The sequence below is a fragment of the Kocuria sp. HSID17590 genome (genome assembly GCF_003989485.1).
In the GTDB taxonomy this organism is placed as follows: Bacteria; Actinomycetota; Actinomycetes; order Actinomycetales; family Micrococcaceae; genus Kocuria; species Kocuria salsicia.
In genome coordinates, this window is record NZ_RBMB01000021.1 from 17,097 (window position 1) to 31,520 (window position 14,424).

Here is a 14,424-nt window from a genome sequence, read left to right on the forward strand (position 1 = left end):
TCGTCACACTTCAGGATTTTTAGAAAGAGGGACAGGACCTTATGTCCAACGATTCTTCACTGGGTCTCATGCAGATCGGCCTGGCCACCGCGGATCAGATCCGCGGCTGGTCCTATGGCGAGGTCAAGAAGCCGGAAACCATCAACTACCGCACGCTCAAGCCCGAGAAGGACGGCTTGTTCTGCGAGAAGATCTTCGGTCCCACCCGGGACTGGGAGTGCTACTGCGGCAAGTACAAGCGCGTGCGCTACAAGGGCATCATCTGTGAACGCTGCGGCGTGGAGGTCACTCGCGCCAAGGTGCGCCGTGAGCGCATGGGCCACATCGAGCTCGCCGCTCCCGTGACCCACATCTGGTACTTCAAGGGCGTCCCCTCGCGTTTGGGCTACCTGCTGGACCTCGCGCCGAAGGACCTCGAGAAGGTCATCTACTTCGCCGCGTACATGATCACCTCCGTGGACGAGCAGGCCCGCCACGACGACCTGCCCAACCTGCAGGCCGCGATCGACCGTGAGAAGAAGCAGCTGGAGGACACCCGGGACGCGGACATCAACGCGATCGCCCGCGACCTCGAGAACGATCTCGCGCGCGTCGAGGAGGAGGGCGGCAAGGCTGCCGAGAAGCGCAAGCTGCGCGACTCGGCGGACCGCCAGATGGCCAACGTGCGCAAGCGCGCGGACCGCGAGATCGACTACCTGGAGAAGGTCTGGGACCGCTTCAAGAACCTCAAGGTCAACGACCTCGAGGGTGACGAGGCCCTGTACCGCCAGATGGTGGACCGCTACGGCATGTACTTCGAGGGCTCCATGGGCGCCGAGTCCATCAAGAAGCGCCTCGAGAGCTTCGACCTCGAGGCCGAGGCCGAGTCGCTGCGCGAGACCATCGCCACGGGCAAGGGCCAGCGCAAGACCCGCGCCCTGAAGCGCCTGAAGGTGGTCAACGCTTTCCTGACCACGGACAACTCGCCGCTGGGCATGGTCCTGGACGCCGTGCCGGTGATCCCGCCGGAGCTGCGTCCCATGGTGCAGCTGGACGGTGGCCGCTTCGCGACCTCCGACCTCAACGACCTCTACCGTCGTGTGATCAACCGCAACAACCGCCTCAAGCGGCTGCTGGACCTCGGTGCCCCCGAGATCATCGTGAACAACGAGAAGCGCATGCTGCAGGAGGCCGTGGACTCCCTGTTCGACAACGGCCGCCGCGGCCGCCCTGTCACGGGTCCCGGCAACCGTGCGCTGAAGTCGTTGTCCGACATGCTCAAGGGCAAGCAGGGCCGCTTCCGTCAGAACCTGCTCGGCAAGCGCGTGGACTACTCCGGTCGTTCCGTGATCGTGGTGGGCCCGCAGCTGAAGCTGCACCAGTGCGGTCTGCCCAAGCAGATGGCCCTGGAGCTGTTCAAGCCGTTCGTGATGAAGCGCCTGGTGGACCTGAACCACGCGCAGAACATCAAGTCTGCCAAGCGCATGGTCGAGCGCTACCGTCCCCAGGTGTGGGACGTGCTGGAAGAGGTCATCACCGAGCACCCGGTGCTGCTCAACCGCGCCCCCACCCTGCACCGTCTGGGCATCCAGGCGTTCGAGCCGCAGCTCGTGGAGGGCAAGGCCATCCAGCTGCACCCGCTCGTGTGCGGCGCGTTCAACGCTGACTTCGACGGCGACCAGATGGCCGTCCACCTGCCGCTCTCCCCGGAGGCGCAGGCGGAGGCCCGCGTGCTGATGCTGTCCTCGAACAACATCCTCAAGCCGTCGGACGGCAAGCCGATCGCCCTGCCGTCGCAGGACATGATCATCGGTCTGTACCACCTCACCACCGTGCGTGAGGGCTGGGCCGGGGAGGGCAACAGCTACTCCTCGGTGGCCGAGGCGATCATGGCCAACGACTCCGGCGAGCTGCACCTGAACGCCAAGTGCAAGATCGAGCTCGAGGACTTCGTGCCGTACGCCGGCTGGGAGGCTCCCGAGGGCTGGGAGCCGGGTCAGCCCGCCGTCGTGGAGACCACGCTCGGGCGTGTGCTCTTCAACGAGACGCTGCCCGAGGACTACCCGTGGGACGAGAACGTCGCGGACAAGAAGCACCTTTCCGCTCTCGTGAACGACCTCGCGGAGCGCTACCCGATGACACGCGTGGCCAAGACGCTGGACAACCTCAAGGACGCCGGCTTCCACTGGGCCTCGCGCTCCGGGGTCACCGTGGCGATCTCGGACATCGCGACGCCGCCGGAGAAGCCCGCCATCATGGAGGGCTACGAGGCACAGGCTGCGCGCATCCAGGGCCAGTACGACAAGGGCCTGATCGACGACGACGAGCGCCGATCGGAGCTCATCGACATCTGGTCCAAGGCCACGGACGAGGTCGCGCAGGCCATGCGGGACAACCTCACGCCCACCAACACCATCAACCGCATGGTGTCCTCCGGTGCGCGAGGCAACTGGATGCAGGTCCGTCAGATTGCCGGCATCCGCGGTCTCGTGGCGAACCCGAAGGGTGAGATCATGCCCCGCCCGATCAAGTCCTCCTACCGGGAGGGTCTGTCGGTGCTGGAGTACTTCATCGCCACCCACGGTGCCCGCAAGGGTCTCGCGGACACGGCGCTGCGTACCGCCAACTCGGGCTACCTGACCCGGCGTCTGGTGGACGTGTCGCAGGACGTGATCGTGCGCGAGTCGGACTGCCAGACCGTTCGAGGCCTGGTCCTGCCGCTCGCGGACGTGACGGACACCGGTGTGCGCACCCTGCACGAGGACATCGAGAACACGGTGCACGGCCGCGTGCTCGCCTCGGCTGTGGCGGACGAGAACGGCGAGGTGCTGGCCGAGGCTGGTGCCGACATGTCGGACGCCATGATCAGCACCCTGTACAACGCGGGTGTGGACGAGGTGCGCGTGCGCTCCGTGCTCACGTGCGAGTCCGCGGTGGGTGTGTGCGCCGCGTGCTACGGCCGCTCGCTGGCCACCAACCAGCTGGTGGACATCGGCGAGGCCGTGGGCATCGTTGCCGCGCAGTCCATTGGCGAGCCCGGCACCCAGCTGACGATGCGCACCTTCCACACCGGTGGTGTGGCGTCCTCGGACGGTGACATCACGCAGGGTCTGCCCCGTATCCAGGAGCTCTTCGAGGCCCGCACCCCGAAGGGTGTGGCCCCGATCTCCGAGGTGGCCGGCCGGATCCGCATCGAGGACACGGACAAGTCCCTGAAGATCGTCGTGGTCCCGGACAACGGTGACGAGGAGTTCGCCTACCCGGTGCTGCGTCGTGCCAAGCTGCTCGTGGCGGACGGCGACCACGTCGACGTCGGCCAGCAGCTCGTGACCGGCGCGGTGGATCCGAAGGAGGTGCTGCGCATCCGCGGTCCCCGCGAGGCGCAGAAGCACCTGGTGGACGAGGTCCAGGGCGTATACCGCTCGCAGGGCGTGGGCATCCACGACAAGCACGTGGAGGTCATCGTGCGGCAGATGCTGCGTCGCGTGACCATCATCGAGTCCGGCGACACTGCGCTGCTGCCGGGTGAGCTGGTGGACAACGTGCGCTTCCTCGAGGCCAACCGCGGTGCGGTGGCCGAGAGCAAGCGTCCCGCCGCCGGGCGTCCGGAGCTCATGGGCATCACCAAGGCCTCGCTCGCCACGGACTCGTGGCTGTCCGCCGCGTCCTTCCAGGAGACCACGCGTGTGCTCACGCAGGCCGCCATGGAGGGCAAGTCGGACCCGCTGCTGGGCCTGAAGGAGAACGTGATCATCGGCAAGCTGATCCCCGCCGGTACCGGTCTCGAGCGGTACAACAGCGTGGACGTGGAGCCCACGGAGGAGGCCAAGGCCTCGATGTTCACGGATCCGTCCGCGTTCTCCGACTTCAGCTACGCGGAGGAGAACTCCGGCGGGCTGGGTTCCGAGTTCCAGGCGATCCCGCTGGACGACTACGACTTCGGCGGCAACTGAGCCGGGTCACCCGCGTAAGCCGCCCCGCGGGGCGGCGGCGCGACGTCGCCCACCGGTGACGTGATCGACAGAGCCCGGGTGGGCCCCCGAGAGGGGGACCGCCCGGGCTTCGTCGTGCCCGGGCGCCGGACCGCGGGTACGGGACCGCGGGCACGGGACTGCGGGCCGCGCACCTAGACTGGGCGCATCGCGGCCCGCGGGACGCGCACCGCGGGGAAGGGGAGGGTGGCCGTGGCGAACTCGGCGTCCGGGGAGTCGCTCATCGAGCGCTTCGACCGTGTCCTCAGCGCGTTCGGCCCCGCGCGGCCCGAGCTGAGCTTCCGAGAGATCTGCCGCGCCACCGGGCTGCCGCCGTCCACCGTCCACCGCATCCTGGGGGACATGAAGCGTGCGGGGTGGCTGGCGGCCGGGTCCGCGCAGACCTACCGGGTGGGCACGCGCCTGTGGGAGCTGGCCTCCCGTTCCGCGTCGGCGGAGAGTCTTGCCGCGGCGGCCATCCCGTTCATGTCGGACGTCCACGCCGTGCTGCGCCAGCACGTGCACGTGGGCGTGGTGGAGGGGCTGGACGTGCTGTTCGCGGAGCGGATCGCGGCGAGCGAGTCCACGGTTCCGCTGCGCTCGATCGTGGCGGGGCGGCTGCCGCTGCACCGCTCGGCCACCGGCCTGGCGCTGCTGAGCCAGTGCTCCGCCGAGGTCGTCGCGCAGTACCACCGCGCGGCCTGGGTGCCCGACGCCGCCGCGGACCCTGCCGCGCTCACGGCCACTGCCGAGCGTTTCGCCGCGGACCTGGCCGTCTTCGCGCGGCGCGGGTACGCGGTCCAGCGCGAGCGCATCGACCAGGGGACCGGGGGAGTGGCGGTGCCCTTGAAGGTCCCCGCGGGTCACCGCGCGGCGGCACTGGGCACAGTGCTCCCGCTGACCGAGATGCGGGACGCGGACCTCCCCGCCATCGTGCAAACACTTCGGGTTGCGGGGCACGGCATCTCCCGCGCGCTCGGAGCCCTCTGACAACGACATCCGGTTGTTCCCGGGGTCGCATGCGTGCCAGCGGCGGTCGTGGCCCGGGGCGGGCGGCGCCGTCGTCACCGCCGCAGCAGTGCTCCGGGCGGACACGGACGCCGGGCACCCATCCCGGACGGGCCGGGGACGGCGCACCAGACCGGGCGCCCGGGCGGCCCCGCGCCCACCATCCCGTTCAACGGAACAGATGTGATGCGCGCCATGGCCGCCACCATAATGGGAGCCGGACGTGCGCTAGGAGGACACATGCTCGAGGAGCGAACGGTCGTCGAGACCGACGTGGCGGTGGTGGGGGCGGGCCCTGCCGGCCTGATGCTCTCCCACTTGCTGTCGCGTGCGGGCATCGACACCGTGGTGGTCGAGACACGTTCCCGCGAGGAGATCGCCCGAACCCACCGGGCGGGCATCCTGGAGGCGGGCACGGTCGCGATGCTCACGGACTCCGGTGTGGACGGGCGGGTGCTCAGCCACGGCCACGAGCACGAGGGCACGGTGCTGCGCTTCGACGGCGAGAGCCGGCGCATCGACTTCCAGGAGCTGGTGGGGGAGTCCGTGTGGCTGTACCCGCAGAACGAGGTGTTCACAGACCTCGCCGCCGCGCGCGAGCGGGACGGCGGCGTCGTCCACTGGGAGGTCTCGGACACCCGCGTGAGCGAGCTGACCACGGAGCACCCCACGGTGCACTGCACCACCGCGGACGGCGAGTCGCTGGAGATCCGCGCCCGGCTGCTCGTGGGCGCGGACGGCTCCCGGGGCGTCTGCCGCAAGCAGATCCCCGCGGAGGTCCGCACGGACAACTTCACCGAGTACCCGTTCGCGTGGTTCGGGATCCTGTGCGAAGCACCGCCGTCGGCCCCCGAGCTGATCTACGCGACCTCGCCCCGCGGCTTCGCCCTGATCTCCCAGCGCAGCGACACCGTTCAGCGCATGTACTTCCAGTGCGACCCGGACACGGACGTGGCGCAGTGGGACGACGAGCGGATCTGGGACGAGCTGCAGGCGCGGGTGGACGGCCCGGACGGGCTCACCCTGAACCGCGGGCAGATCTTCGACAAGACGGTCCTGCCGTTCCGCTCCTACGTGTGCGAACCCCTGCGCCACGGAAGCATGTTCCTCGTGGGGGACGCCGGGCACACCGTGCCGCCCACGGGTGCCAAGGGCCTGAACCTCGCGTTCTCCGACGTGCGCGTGCTGGCCCCGGCCGTCGTGGACTTCTTCGAGACCGGCGACGACGCCGGACTGGCCGCCTACTCGGCCGTGGCGCTGGAGCGGATCTGGAAGGCCCAGAACTTCTCGTACTGGGTCACCAGCCTGATGCGCACCGCCCCGGATGAGACCCCCTTCGCCGCGAAGCGCCGTCGCGGCGAGTTCGAGGCGCTCACCGGCTCACGCCACGGCTCGGCGTACTTCGCCGAGTCCTACACGGGCTGGCGGGACCGGACCTGACGAGACACGCTGCCCACCCCACCACCCACCCGAGGAGATGACCATGACCGCCGAGAACGACGACACCTTCGACCCGCCGTACGTCAAGGGCGCGGACGACGCCGCAGACACGCAGACGCAGCTCGACGACGAGATGGCGCAGATCAGCGCGCAGTACGAGGCCTCCGGGACGGTCGAGAACCAGCCCCGCCTGGACTACGCCCCGTACCGCAGCTCGATCCTGCGCCACCCCACCAAGGACCCGCGCCACACGGACCCGGAGACCATCGAGCTCTACGCCCCGGCCTTCGGCCAGCGGGACGTCCACCCCTTGGAGTCGGACCTGACCATCCAGGACGGCGGGGAGCCCATCGGCGAGCGGATCCGGATCTCGGGGCGCATCGTGGACGGCAGCGGCCGTCCGGTGCGCAACCAGCTCGTGGAGATCTGGCAGGCCAACGCGGCGGGGCGATACATCCACAAGCGGGACCAGCACCCGGCACCCATCGACCCGAACTTCACGGGCGTGGGCCGCTGCCTCACGGGGGACGACGGCTCGTACTCGTTCGTGACGATCAAGCCGGGGCCCTACCCGTGGAAGAACCACCTCAACGCGTGGCGTCCGGCGCACGTGCACTTCTCGCTGTTCGGAACGGACTTCACGCAGCGGATGATCACCCAGATGTACTTCCCCGGGGATCCGCTGTTCGCGCTGGACCCGATCTACCAGTCCATCGTGGACCCGAAGGCCCGCGACCGGCTCGTGGCCACCTACGACCACGACGTCTCCGAGCACGAGTGGCTGCTCGGCTACCGCTGGGACATCGTCCTGAGCGGCTCGAACCGGACCTGGACGGAGGACGACAGCAATGACTGAGAACACCGAGCGCCTGGTGCCCACACCCGGCCAGACCATCGGACCCTTCTACGGCTACGCGCTGCCCTACGAGGGCGGGGAGTTCCTGGTGCCGCTGTCGCACCCGGACGCCGTGCGCCTGCACGGGACCGTGTACGACGGCCACGGGGCCACGATCCCGGACGCGATGCTCGAGATCTGGCAGGCGGACGAGAACGGCAGGGTCTCGCAGGAGCCCGGGTCCCTCAAGCGCGACGGCTACACGTTCACCGGTTTCGGCCGGGTGGCCGTGGACAACGCGGGCCACTACGACTTCACCACGGTGAACCCCGGACCCACCGAGGCCGGCAAGGCGCCGTTCATCCTCATGACGGTCTTCGGGCGCGGTCTGCTCAACCGGCTGTTCACGCGGATCTACCTCCCCGAGGACACCGAGGCGCTCGCGAGCGACCCCCTGCTGAGCTCACTGTCCGAGGAGGAGCGCTCCACGCTGATCGCGGAACGGCTCGAGGACGGCTCGCTGCACTTCGACGTGCACCTGCAGGGTGAGCACGAGACCGTGTTCCTCTCCTACCCGGGCGACGAGTGATCGAGGCGGGTCTGCTGCTGCCCGGAGCGCACCGGGCCGCGGCCCTGGCCGACGACCGTGCCGTGGCCCGCGCGATCCTCCGGGTGGAGGACGCGTGGGTCACCGCCCAGTCCCGGACGGGGCTCGTGCCCGCCGCTGCCGCCGAGGCCGCGCACGCCGCGGTGGACCGGGTGCCGCTCGACGAGGCGTCACTCACCGAGCTGGCGGTCGCCTCCGAGGGAGGGGGCAACCCCGTGATCCCGCTGCTGGCGGCCTACCGCCGGGTGGTCGAGGAGGAGCACGGCCGTCCCCTGGGCGCAGTGCACGCCGGTCTGACGAGCCAGGACGTGATGGACACGACCCTGGCCCTCGTGGTCGAGGACGTGCGCGGCACCGTGTTGGACGGGCTTGACCGCACCGGGGACGCGCTCGCGGGCCTCGCGGTGCGTCACCGGGACACGGTCATGGTCGGGCGCACCCTGACCCAGCACGCCCTGCCGGTCTCCTTCGGTCTCAAGGCGGCGTCCTGGCTCGCGGGCGTGGACGACGCCGCGGACGACGTCGCCGCGCGCGCCCACCTGCCCGTCTCCTTCGGCGGGGCGGCCGGGACGCTCGCGGCCACCGTGGCACGCTGCACCCACCCCGGGGACTCCGGGCAACGGGCGTGGCAGCGGGTCCGGGAGCTGCTCGGGCACTGGGCGGAGGAGCTTGGACTCGAGCTGCCCGACGGCGTGTGGCACACCAACCGGGTGCCGGTGCTGCGGGCCGCGGGGAGCCTCGCGGAGACCACGGCGGCGCTGTCCCGGATGGCGAACGACGTCCTGACGATGTCGCGGCCCGAGGTCGGCGAGCTCCGGGAACCGGCCGCCGAGGGCCGAGGCGTGTCCTCGGCCATGCCGCAGAAGCAGAACCCCGTGCTGAGCGTGCTCCTCAAGCGCACGGGCATCGCGGCGCCGGCCCTGCTGGCCCAGGTGGTGGCAGGCGCGAGTGCCGCGGACGACGAGCGGCCGGACGGCGGCTGGCACGCCGAGTGGCCAGCGCTGCGCGAGCTCGCGGTGCTGACGGCCGCGGCGTCGTCGCACGCGGCCGAACTGGCCGAGGGGCTCACCGTCGGCGAGGAGCGCATGACCCGCAACCTGGCGGACGCCGGGACGGGCGTGATGGCCGAACGGCTGAACACCGCGCTGGCCCCCGTGCTGGGGGAGCGGGACGGGCGCAGTGCGAAGCAGCGCATCCAGGCTGCCGTGCGCGCCGAGCCGCAGGATCCGGACGCGCTCGCCGCCGCGCTCGCGGCTGAGGTGCGGACGGGTGAGGACGTGGAGCTGCCCGAGGGGGTGGCCGCCTCCGAGCTCACCGGCTGGATCCGCGGCCTGCTGGACCCGCGAGGATACCTGGGTGCGGCCCCGCAGCTGTGCGAGCGCGCCGCCGCCCGACACGACGAGAGGAAGAGACGATGACCGTTCCCGAACTCGGACTCGTGGAGTTCACGCGCCCGCAGGACCTCCCCGCGGACGCACCCCTCGTGGTGCTGGGCCCCGCGCTGGGCACCTCCGTGACGCACCTGTACGCGCCGCTCGTCCCCCTGCTCTCGGGCCGCTTCCACGTGGTCGGCTGGGATCTCCCCGGCCACGGCGTGAGCGCCCCGACGCAGGAGTTCACGGTGGCCGAGCTCGCCGAGGGCGTGGAGCGCGCGGTCACGCAGCGCGTGGGGCCGGGGCCGTGGCACGCGATGGGGACCTCGATCGGCGGGGCCGTGGTGCAGCAGCAGCTCGCATCAGGCTCATCGCACCTGGAGTCCGCGACGCTCGTCGCCACGGCCGACTACTTCCCGGACCCGGCCTCCTGGCGCGAGCGCGCCGAGCTCGTGGCGAGCGCGGGCACCCCCACCCAGGTGGTCACGTGCGCGAAGGCCTGGTTCGCGGCCGACTTCCTGGCGCAGCACTCCGAGCTCTGCACGCCCCTGCTGCACGACCTCCAGGGCACCGACCGCTTCAGCTACGCGGCGGCGTGCCGGGCGCTCGCGGACTACGACCTGCGAGAGGAGACCGGCCCCGCTGCCGTGCCGAGCGCCGTCGTCACCGGCACCGAGGACGCCATGGTGGGGCCCGACGTCGCCCGGCCGCTCGCGCAGGCGCTGCGGGCGCGCTGCGAGATCGTCGACGGCGCCGCCCACCTGGTCCCCCTCGCGGCACCGGAGCTGCTCGAGCGGGTCCTCACGGACCTGGTCGCCGCCATGCGCTGACGCGCCGCACCCCCGCCCGCGCAGCGACCCGCGGCACTGCGACCCCGCGGCACTGTGAACCCGCGCGCCGACCCAGCACACGCCGACGCGCCGCGCAGCGACCCTCGCGCACCAACCCCCACGAACCGGCCCGCCGCCCGCCCACCGACAGCAGAGCAGAGGACAGCATGAACCGACACCCCGAACGCACCGAGGCGCAGGCCCACGCGGACGGCATGACCGTGCGCCGCGAGGTCCTCACGGACGCCCACGTGGACCGCGCCGAGGCCGGCAAGACGGAGTTCACCGAGGACTTCCAGGACTTCATCTCGCGCTACGCGTGGGGCGAGATCTGGACCCGTCCAGGGCTGGACCGGCGGATGCGCAGCGCGTGCGTGCTCACGGCGCTGATCGCCGGGGCGCACTGGGAGGAGTTCGAGATGCACGTCAAGGCGGCGCTGCGCAACGGCCTGAGCACGGAGGAGATCAAGGAGGTTGTCATGCAGTCCGCGATCTACCTGTCCGTGCCCTCGGCCAACAACGCTTTCAAGCACGCGCAGAAGGCGCTGTCCGAGGTGCAGGACTGAGCCCTGTTCGCCACGCGAACAAGTGTTCACATGGCGATCACCTCCCCCTAGGCTGGTGACCAGCATCCGGGGGCGCGGTACCGCGCCCCCGCACCCGCCGGTCCCGGCCGGTCGAACTCCCACGGTGAGGATCCCCATGAACCAGGCCTACGTGTACGACGCAGTGCGGACCCCGTTCGGCAAACTCGGCGGCGCGCTGTCGGGCCACCGCCCGGACGACCTCGCGGCGCTCGTGGTGCGCACCCTCGTGGAGCGCGCGCCCGCCCTGGACCCGGCGGCCATCGACGAGGTGTACCTCGGCAACGCGAACGGGGCGGGGGAGGAGAACCGCAACGTGGCCCGCATGGCCACCCTGCTCGCGGGCCTGCCCGTGAGCGTCCCCGGCGCCACCGTCAACAGGCTGTGCGGCTCGTCCCTGGACGCCGCGATGATCGCCTCCCGCCAGATCGAGGTGGGGGAGGGGGACGTGCTGCTCGTGGGCGGCGTCGAGTCCATGTCCCGCGCCCCGTGGGTGCTGCCCAAGACGGAACGCCCGTTCCCCATGCAGAACCTCGAGCTGGCCAACACCACGCTGGGCTGGCGCCTGGTGAATCCCGAGATGCCGGACGAGTGGACCGTCTCGCTCGGTGAGGCCACCGAGCAGCTGCGCGAGAAGCACGGCATCACCCGCGAGGAGCAGGACGAGTTCGCCGCGCGCTCCCACCGGCTGGCCGCGAAGGCCTGGGACGAAGGGCGCTACGACGACCTCACCGTCCATGTGCCACCCGTCAGCAGGAAGGGCGTGGAGCTCACCCGGGACGAGACCATCCGCCCGGACTCCACGCCGGAGTCCCTGGCGGGGCTGCGCACGGTCTTCCGCACCGGCGAGAACGCCACGGTCACGGCGGGCAACTCCTCGCCCATGAACGACGGCGCGTCCGCGGTGTGGCTCGGCAGCGAACGCGGTGCCGAGCTGCTGGGCAGGCAGCCCATCGCCCGGATCGCGGGGCGCGGCGCCGCGGCCAACGAGCCCCAGTTCTTCGGGGAGGCGCCGGTGCGCGCCGCGGAGACCGCGCTGCGACGGGCCGGGATCACGTGGGACGACGTCGCGGCGGTCGAGCTCAACGAGGCGTTCGCCGCGCAGTCCCTCGCCTGCCTGCGGCAGTGGGGCGTGGACCAGGAGATCGTCAACGCGTGGGGCGGTGCGATCGCCCTCGGCCACCCGCTGGGAGCCTCGGGCACCCGCGCGCTCGGCACCCTCGCGCGGCGGCTGCAGGAGTCCGGGCAGCGCTGGGGCGTTGCGAGCCTGTGCATCGGCGTGGGGCAGGGCCTCGCGGTGGTGCTCGAGAACCAGGACGCCCGGGGCTGAGGCCCCGGTTCGACAGACGGAGGGACAAGAGAACGTGCTCACCATTGCAGAGACGGCCGCGGAGGCCGTGGCGCCCGTCCACGACGGCGCGTGCGTGATGATCGGCGGCTTCGGGGTCGCGGGACAGCCCGTGGAGCTCATCGACGCCCTGATCGACAACGGGGCCACGGACCTGACCGTGGTCAGCAACAACGCCGGCAACGGGGACGTGGGGCTCGCGACCCTGATCCAGCTCGGGCGGGTGCGCAAGATCATCTGCTCCTTCCCCCGACAGTCCGACTCGTGGCACTTCGACGAGAAGTACCGGGCCGGGCAGATCGAGCTGGAGGTCGTCCCACAGGGAAACCTCGCCGAGCGCATCCGCGCGGCCGGGGCCGGGATCGGGGCGTTCTTCACGCCCACCGGCTACGGCACGCCGCTGGCGGAGGGCAAGGAGGTGCGGGAGCTGGACGGGCGGCGCCAGGTGCTCGAGTACCCGATCCACGCGGAATTCTCCCTGACCAAGGCGCTGCGGGCAGACCGGGCCGGCAACCTGGTCTACCGCAAGACCGCGCGAAACTTCGGCCCGGTCATGGCGGCGGCCGCCACGCACTCGATCGTGCAGGTGGACGGGGTCGTGGAGCGCGGTGCGATCGACCCGGAGGTCGTCGTGACCCCCGGGATCTACGTGGACACGGTGGTCCGCGTTGACCACCCCCGCCAGCAGGACCCCCGAGAGGAAGGTGCGGCATGAGCGTCCCGCAGACCAGCGACCACCCGTTGTCCCCCGAGGAGCTCGCGGAGGTCGTCGCGCGGGACATCCCCGCCGGCGCCTACGTGAACCTGGGGATCGGCCAGCCCACGCTGGTGTCCAACTACCTGGGCCCGGAGGACGACGTCACCCTGCACACCGAGAACGGCATGCTCGGCATGGGCGGTGAGGCCCACGGGGACGAGGTGGACCCGGACCTCATCAACGCCGGCAAGATTCCGGTGGTGGAGACCGCGGGGTGCTCGTACTTCCACCACGCGGACTCCTTCGCCATGATGCGCGGCGGGCACCTGGACTGCTGCGTCCTGGGCGCGTTCCAGGTGGACCGCCACGGCAACCTGGCCAACTGGCACACGGGCAAGCCGGATGCGATCCCCGCCGTGGGTGGTGCCATGGACCTCGCCACCGGCGCCAAGCAGACGTTCGTGATGATGACCCTGAAGTCCAAGAACGGGCAGTCCAAGCTCGTGGAGCAGTGCACCATGCCGCTCACGGGGGTGGGGTGCGTGTCCCGCGTCTACACCGACCTCGGGGTCTTCGTGGTCGAGGACGGCCGGATCGTGGTGCGCGAGACGTTCGGCGTGGGCTACGACGAGCTGGTCGAGCAGCTGGACGTCGAACTCACCCCCGCGCAGTGACCGTCCCGCCCAGCGACCGTTCCACCGAGGAGCCGAGGAGGACGGACGTGACCGCGGACGACGGCGCCCGGGCCGTTCCCGGGGACGGCTTCGTGCAGTCCCTCGCGCGGGGGCTCACGGTGATCGCGGCCTTCGACGCCGAGCACCCGGTCATGAGCCTGTCCGAGGTCGCGCGCCGCACGGAGCTGACCCGCGCCACGGCCCGCCGGTTCCTGCTGACGCTGGAGACGCTCGGCTACGTGCGCAGCGACGGCCGCGGCTTCGAGCTGACCCCCAAGGTGCTCGGCCTCGGCTACGCCTACCTCAGCGCCCTGTCGCTGCCCCAGCTCGCGCAGCCCCACCTGCGGGCCCTATCGGCGGAGCTGGGGGAGTCCACGTCCCTGTCCGTGCTCGACGGCGCGGAGATCGTCTACGTGGCGCGGGTTGCCACGCAGAGCATCATGAGCGTGAGCATCGCCGTGGGCACACGGCTGCCCGCCTACGCCACCTCCATGGGCCGCGTGCTGCTCGCCGGACTGCCGCCGCGGGAGCTGATGGCACACCTCGAGGCGGTCGAGCCGCAGCACCTCACCCCTCGCACCCTCACGGACCGGGAGCAGCTGGGGGCGCAGATCGCCGCAGTGCGGCGCGCCGGCTGGGCGGTCGTGGACCAGGAGCTCGAGATGGGGCTGCGCTCCGTGGCGGTGCCGGTCACGGATGCGCGGGGCACGGTGGTCGCCGCGGTCAACGCCTCCATGCGCGTGGGACTCGGCACCGGCGCCGTCGAGAAGCCCGACGAGCGCGTGGTCCCGGCACTGCAGCGCTGCGCACGGGCACTGTCCGCGGACGTCGCGGCGTCGGGACACACCGGTTTCCCCTCCGGTGGGGGAAGCTGATACGCTAGGCCAGAATTGCTCGATTCCGGGCGATCTGCAATGAGATGGCACTTTGGACCCTGTCCACTGGTACGCACCTTGTACCTAGATGCCATCTTTAGTCATGCTCACGCACCGTTTCCGGCCTCAAGGGTCCGCGCGGCACGGGCATGGCGCCCGGAATCACCGTCCCGTCACCTGCGGGTCCGGCACACACCGGGTCC

12 protein-coding genes are annotated in these 14,424 nt (G+C 71.0%); all 12 read left to right on the forward strand.

Going from position 1 to position 14,424, the window contains the following annotated elements; translation table 11 throughout:
- Nucleotides 1-41: 41 nt before the first annotated feature.
- The 12 genes from D8M39_RS08650 (at nt 42) to D8M39_RS08705 (ending at nt 14,221) form a co-directional block, all read left to right on the forward strand.
- Nucleotides 42-3,932, forward strand: a complete 3,891-nt coding sequence (locus tag D8M39_RS08650) for a DNA-directed RNA polymerase subunit beta' (protein ID WP_055085318.1) — start codon at nt 42-44, stop codon at nt 3,930-3,932.
- A 231-nt stretch (nt 3,933-4,163) separates the two neighbouring features.
- Nucleotides 4,164-4,940, forward strand: coding sequence for an IclR family transcriptional regulator (locus tag D8M39_RS08655; RefSeq protein ID WP_126874838.1), 777 nt, complete (start codon nt 4,164-4,166; stop codon nt 4,938-4,940).
- A 258-nt stretch (nt 4,941-5,198) separates the two neighbouring features.
- Complete coding sequence (locus tag D8M39_RS08660) at nt 5,199-6,398, forward strand: 4-hydroxybenzoate 3-monooxygenase (RefSeq protein ID WP_126874839.1); 1,200 nt, start codon at nt 5,199-5,201, stop codon at nt 6,396-6,398.
- A 43-nt stretch (nt 6,399-6,441) separates the two neighbouring features.
- A complete protein-coding gene (gene pcaH / locus D8M39_RS08665; RefSeq protein ID WP_126874840.1) occupies nt 6,442-7,254 on the forward strand; it encodes a protocatechuate 3,4-dioxygenase subunit beta in 813 nt (270 codons plus the stop codon).
- Nucleotides 7,247-7,822 (forward strand): protocatechuate 3,4-dioxygenase subunit alpha, encoded by a 576-nt coding sequence (pcaG, locus tag D8M39_RS08670; protein ID WP_126874841.1) that lies wholly within the window; start codon nt 7,247-7,249, stop codon nt 7,820-7,822. The genes pcaH and pcaG overlap by 8 nt, the downstream gene beginning before the upstream one ends.
- The gene (locus D8M39_RS08675; RefSeq protein ID WP_055085326.1) at nt 7,819-9,258 is read left to right on the forward strand and encodes a lyase family protein; all 1,440 of its coding nucleotides are present in this window, start codon (nt 7,819-7,821) and stop codon (nt 9,256-9,258) included. The genes pcaG and D8M39_RS08675 overlap by 4 nt, the downstream gene beginning before the upstream one ends.
- Nucleotides 9,255-10,043 (forward strand): alpha/beta fold hydrolase, encoded by a 789-nt coding sequence (locus tag D8M39_RS08680; RefSeq protein ID WP_055085328.1) that lies wholly within the window; start codon nt 9,255-9,257, stop codon nt 10,041-10,043. The genes D8M39_RS08675 and D8M39_RS08680 overlap by 4 nt, the downstream gene beginning before the upstream one ends.
- Before the next feature lie 167 nt (nt 10,044-10,210).
- Nucleotides 10,211-10,609 carry a carboxymuconolactone decarboxylase family protein gene (locus D8M39_RS08685; RefSeq protein WP_055085330.1) on the forward strand — a complete coding sequence of 133 codons (399 nt, stop codon included), beginning with the start codon at nt 10,211-10,213 and terminating at the stop codon, nt 10,607-10,609.
- A gap of 136 nt (nt 10,610-10,745) precedes the next feature.
- Complete coding sequence (locus D8M39_RS08690; protein WP_055085332.1) at nt 10,746-11,957, forward strand: thiolase family protein; 1,212 nt, start codon at nt 10,746-10,748, stop codon at nt 11,955-11,957.
- 34 nt (nt 11,958-11,991) lie between these two features.
- On the forward strand, nt 11,992-12,690 hold the full coding sequence (locus D8M39_RS08695) for a 3-oxoacid CoA-transferase subunit A (protein WP_055085334.1): 699 nt from the start codon (nt 11,992-11,994) through the stop codon (nt 12,688-12,690).
- Complete coding sequence (locus D8M39_RS08700) at nt 12,687-13,346, forward strand: 3-oxoacid CoA-transferase subunit B (RefSeq protein WP_094394933.1); 660 nt, start codon at nt 12,687-12,689, stop codon at nt 13,344-13,346. Before D8M39_RS08695 ends, D8M39_RS08700 begins: the two co-directional genes overlap by 4 nt.
- A gap of 47 nt (nt 13,347-13,393) precedes the next feature.
- Nucleotides 13,394-14,221: an IclR family transcriptional regulator C-terminal domain-containing protein gene (locus D8M39_RS08705; RefSeq protein ID WP_055085338.1), complete on the forward strand. Its 828-nt coding sequence runs from the start codon at nt 13,394-13,396 to the stop codon at nt 14,219-14,221.
- The last annotated feature ends 203 nt before the right edge of the window (nt 14,222-14,424 follow it).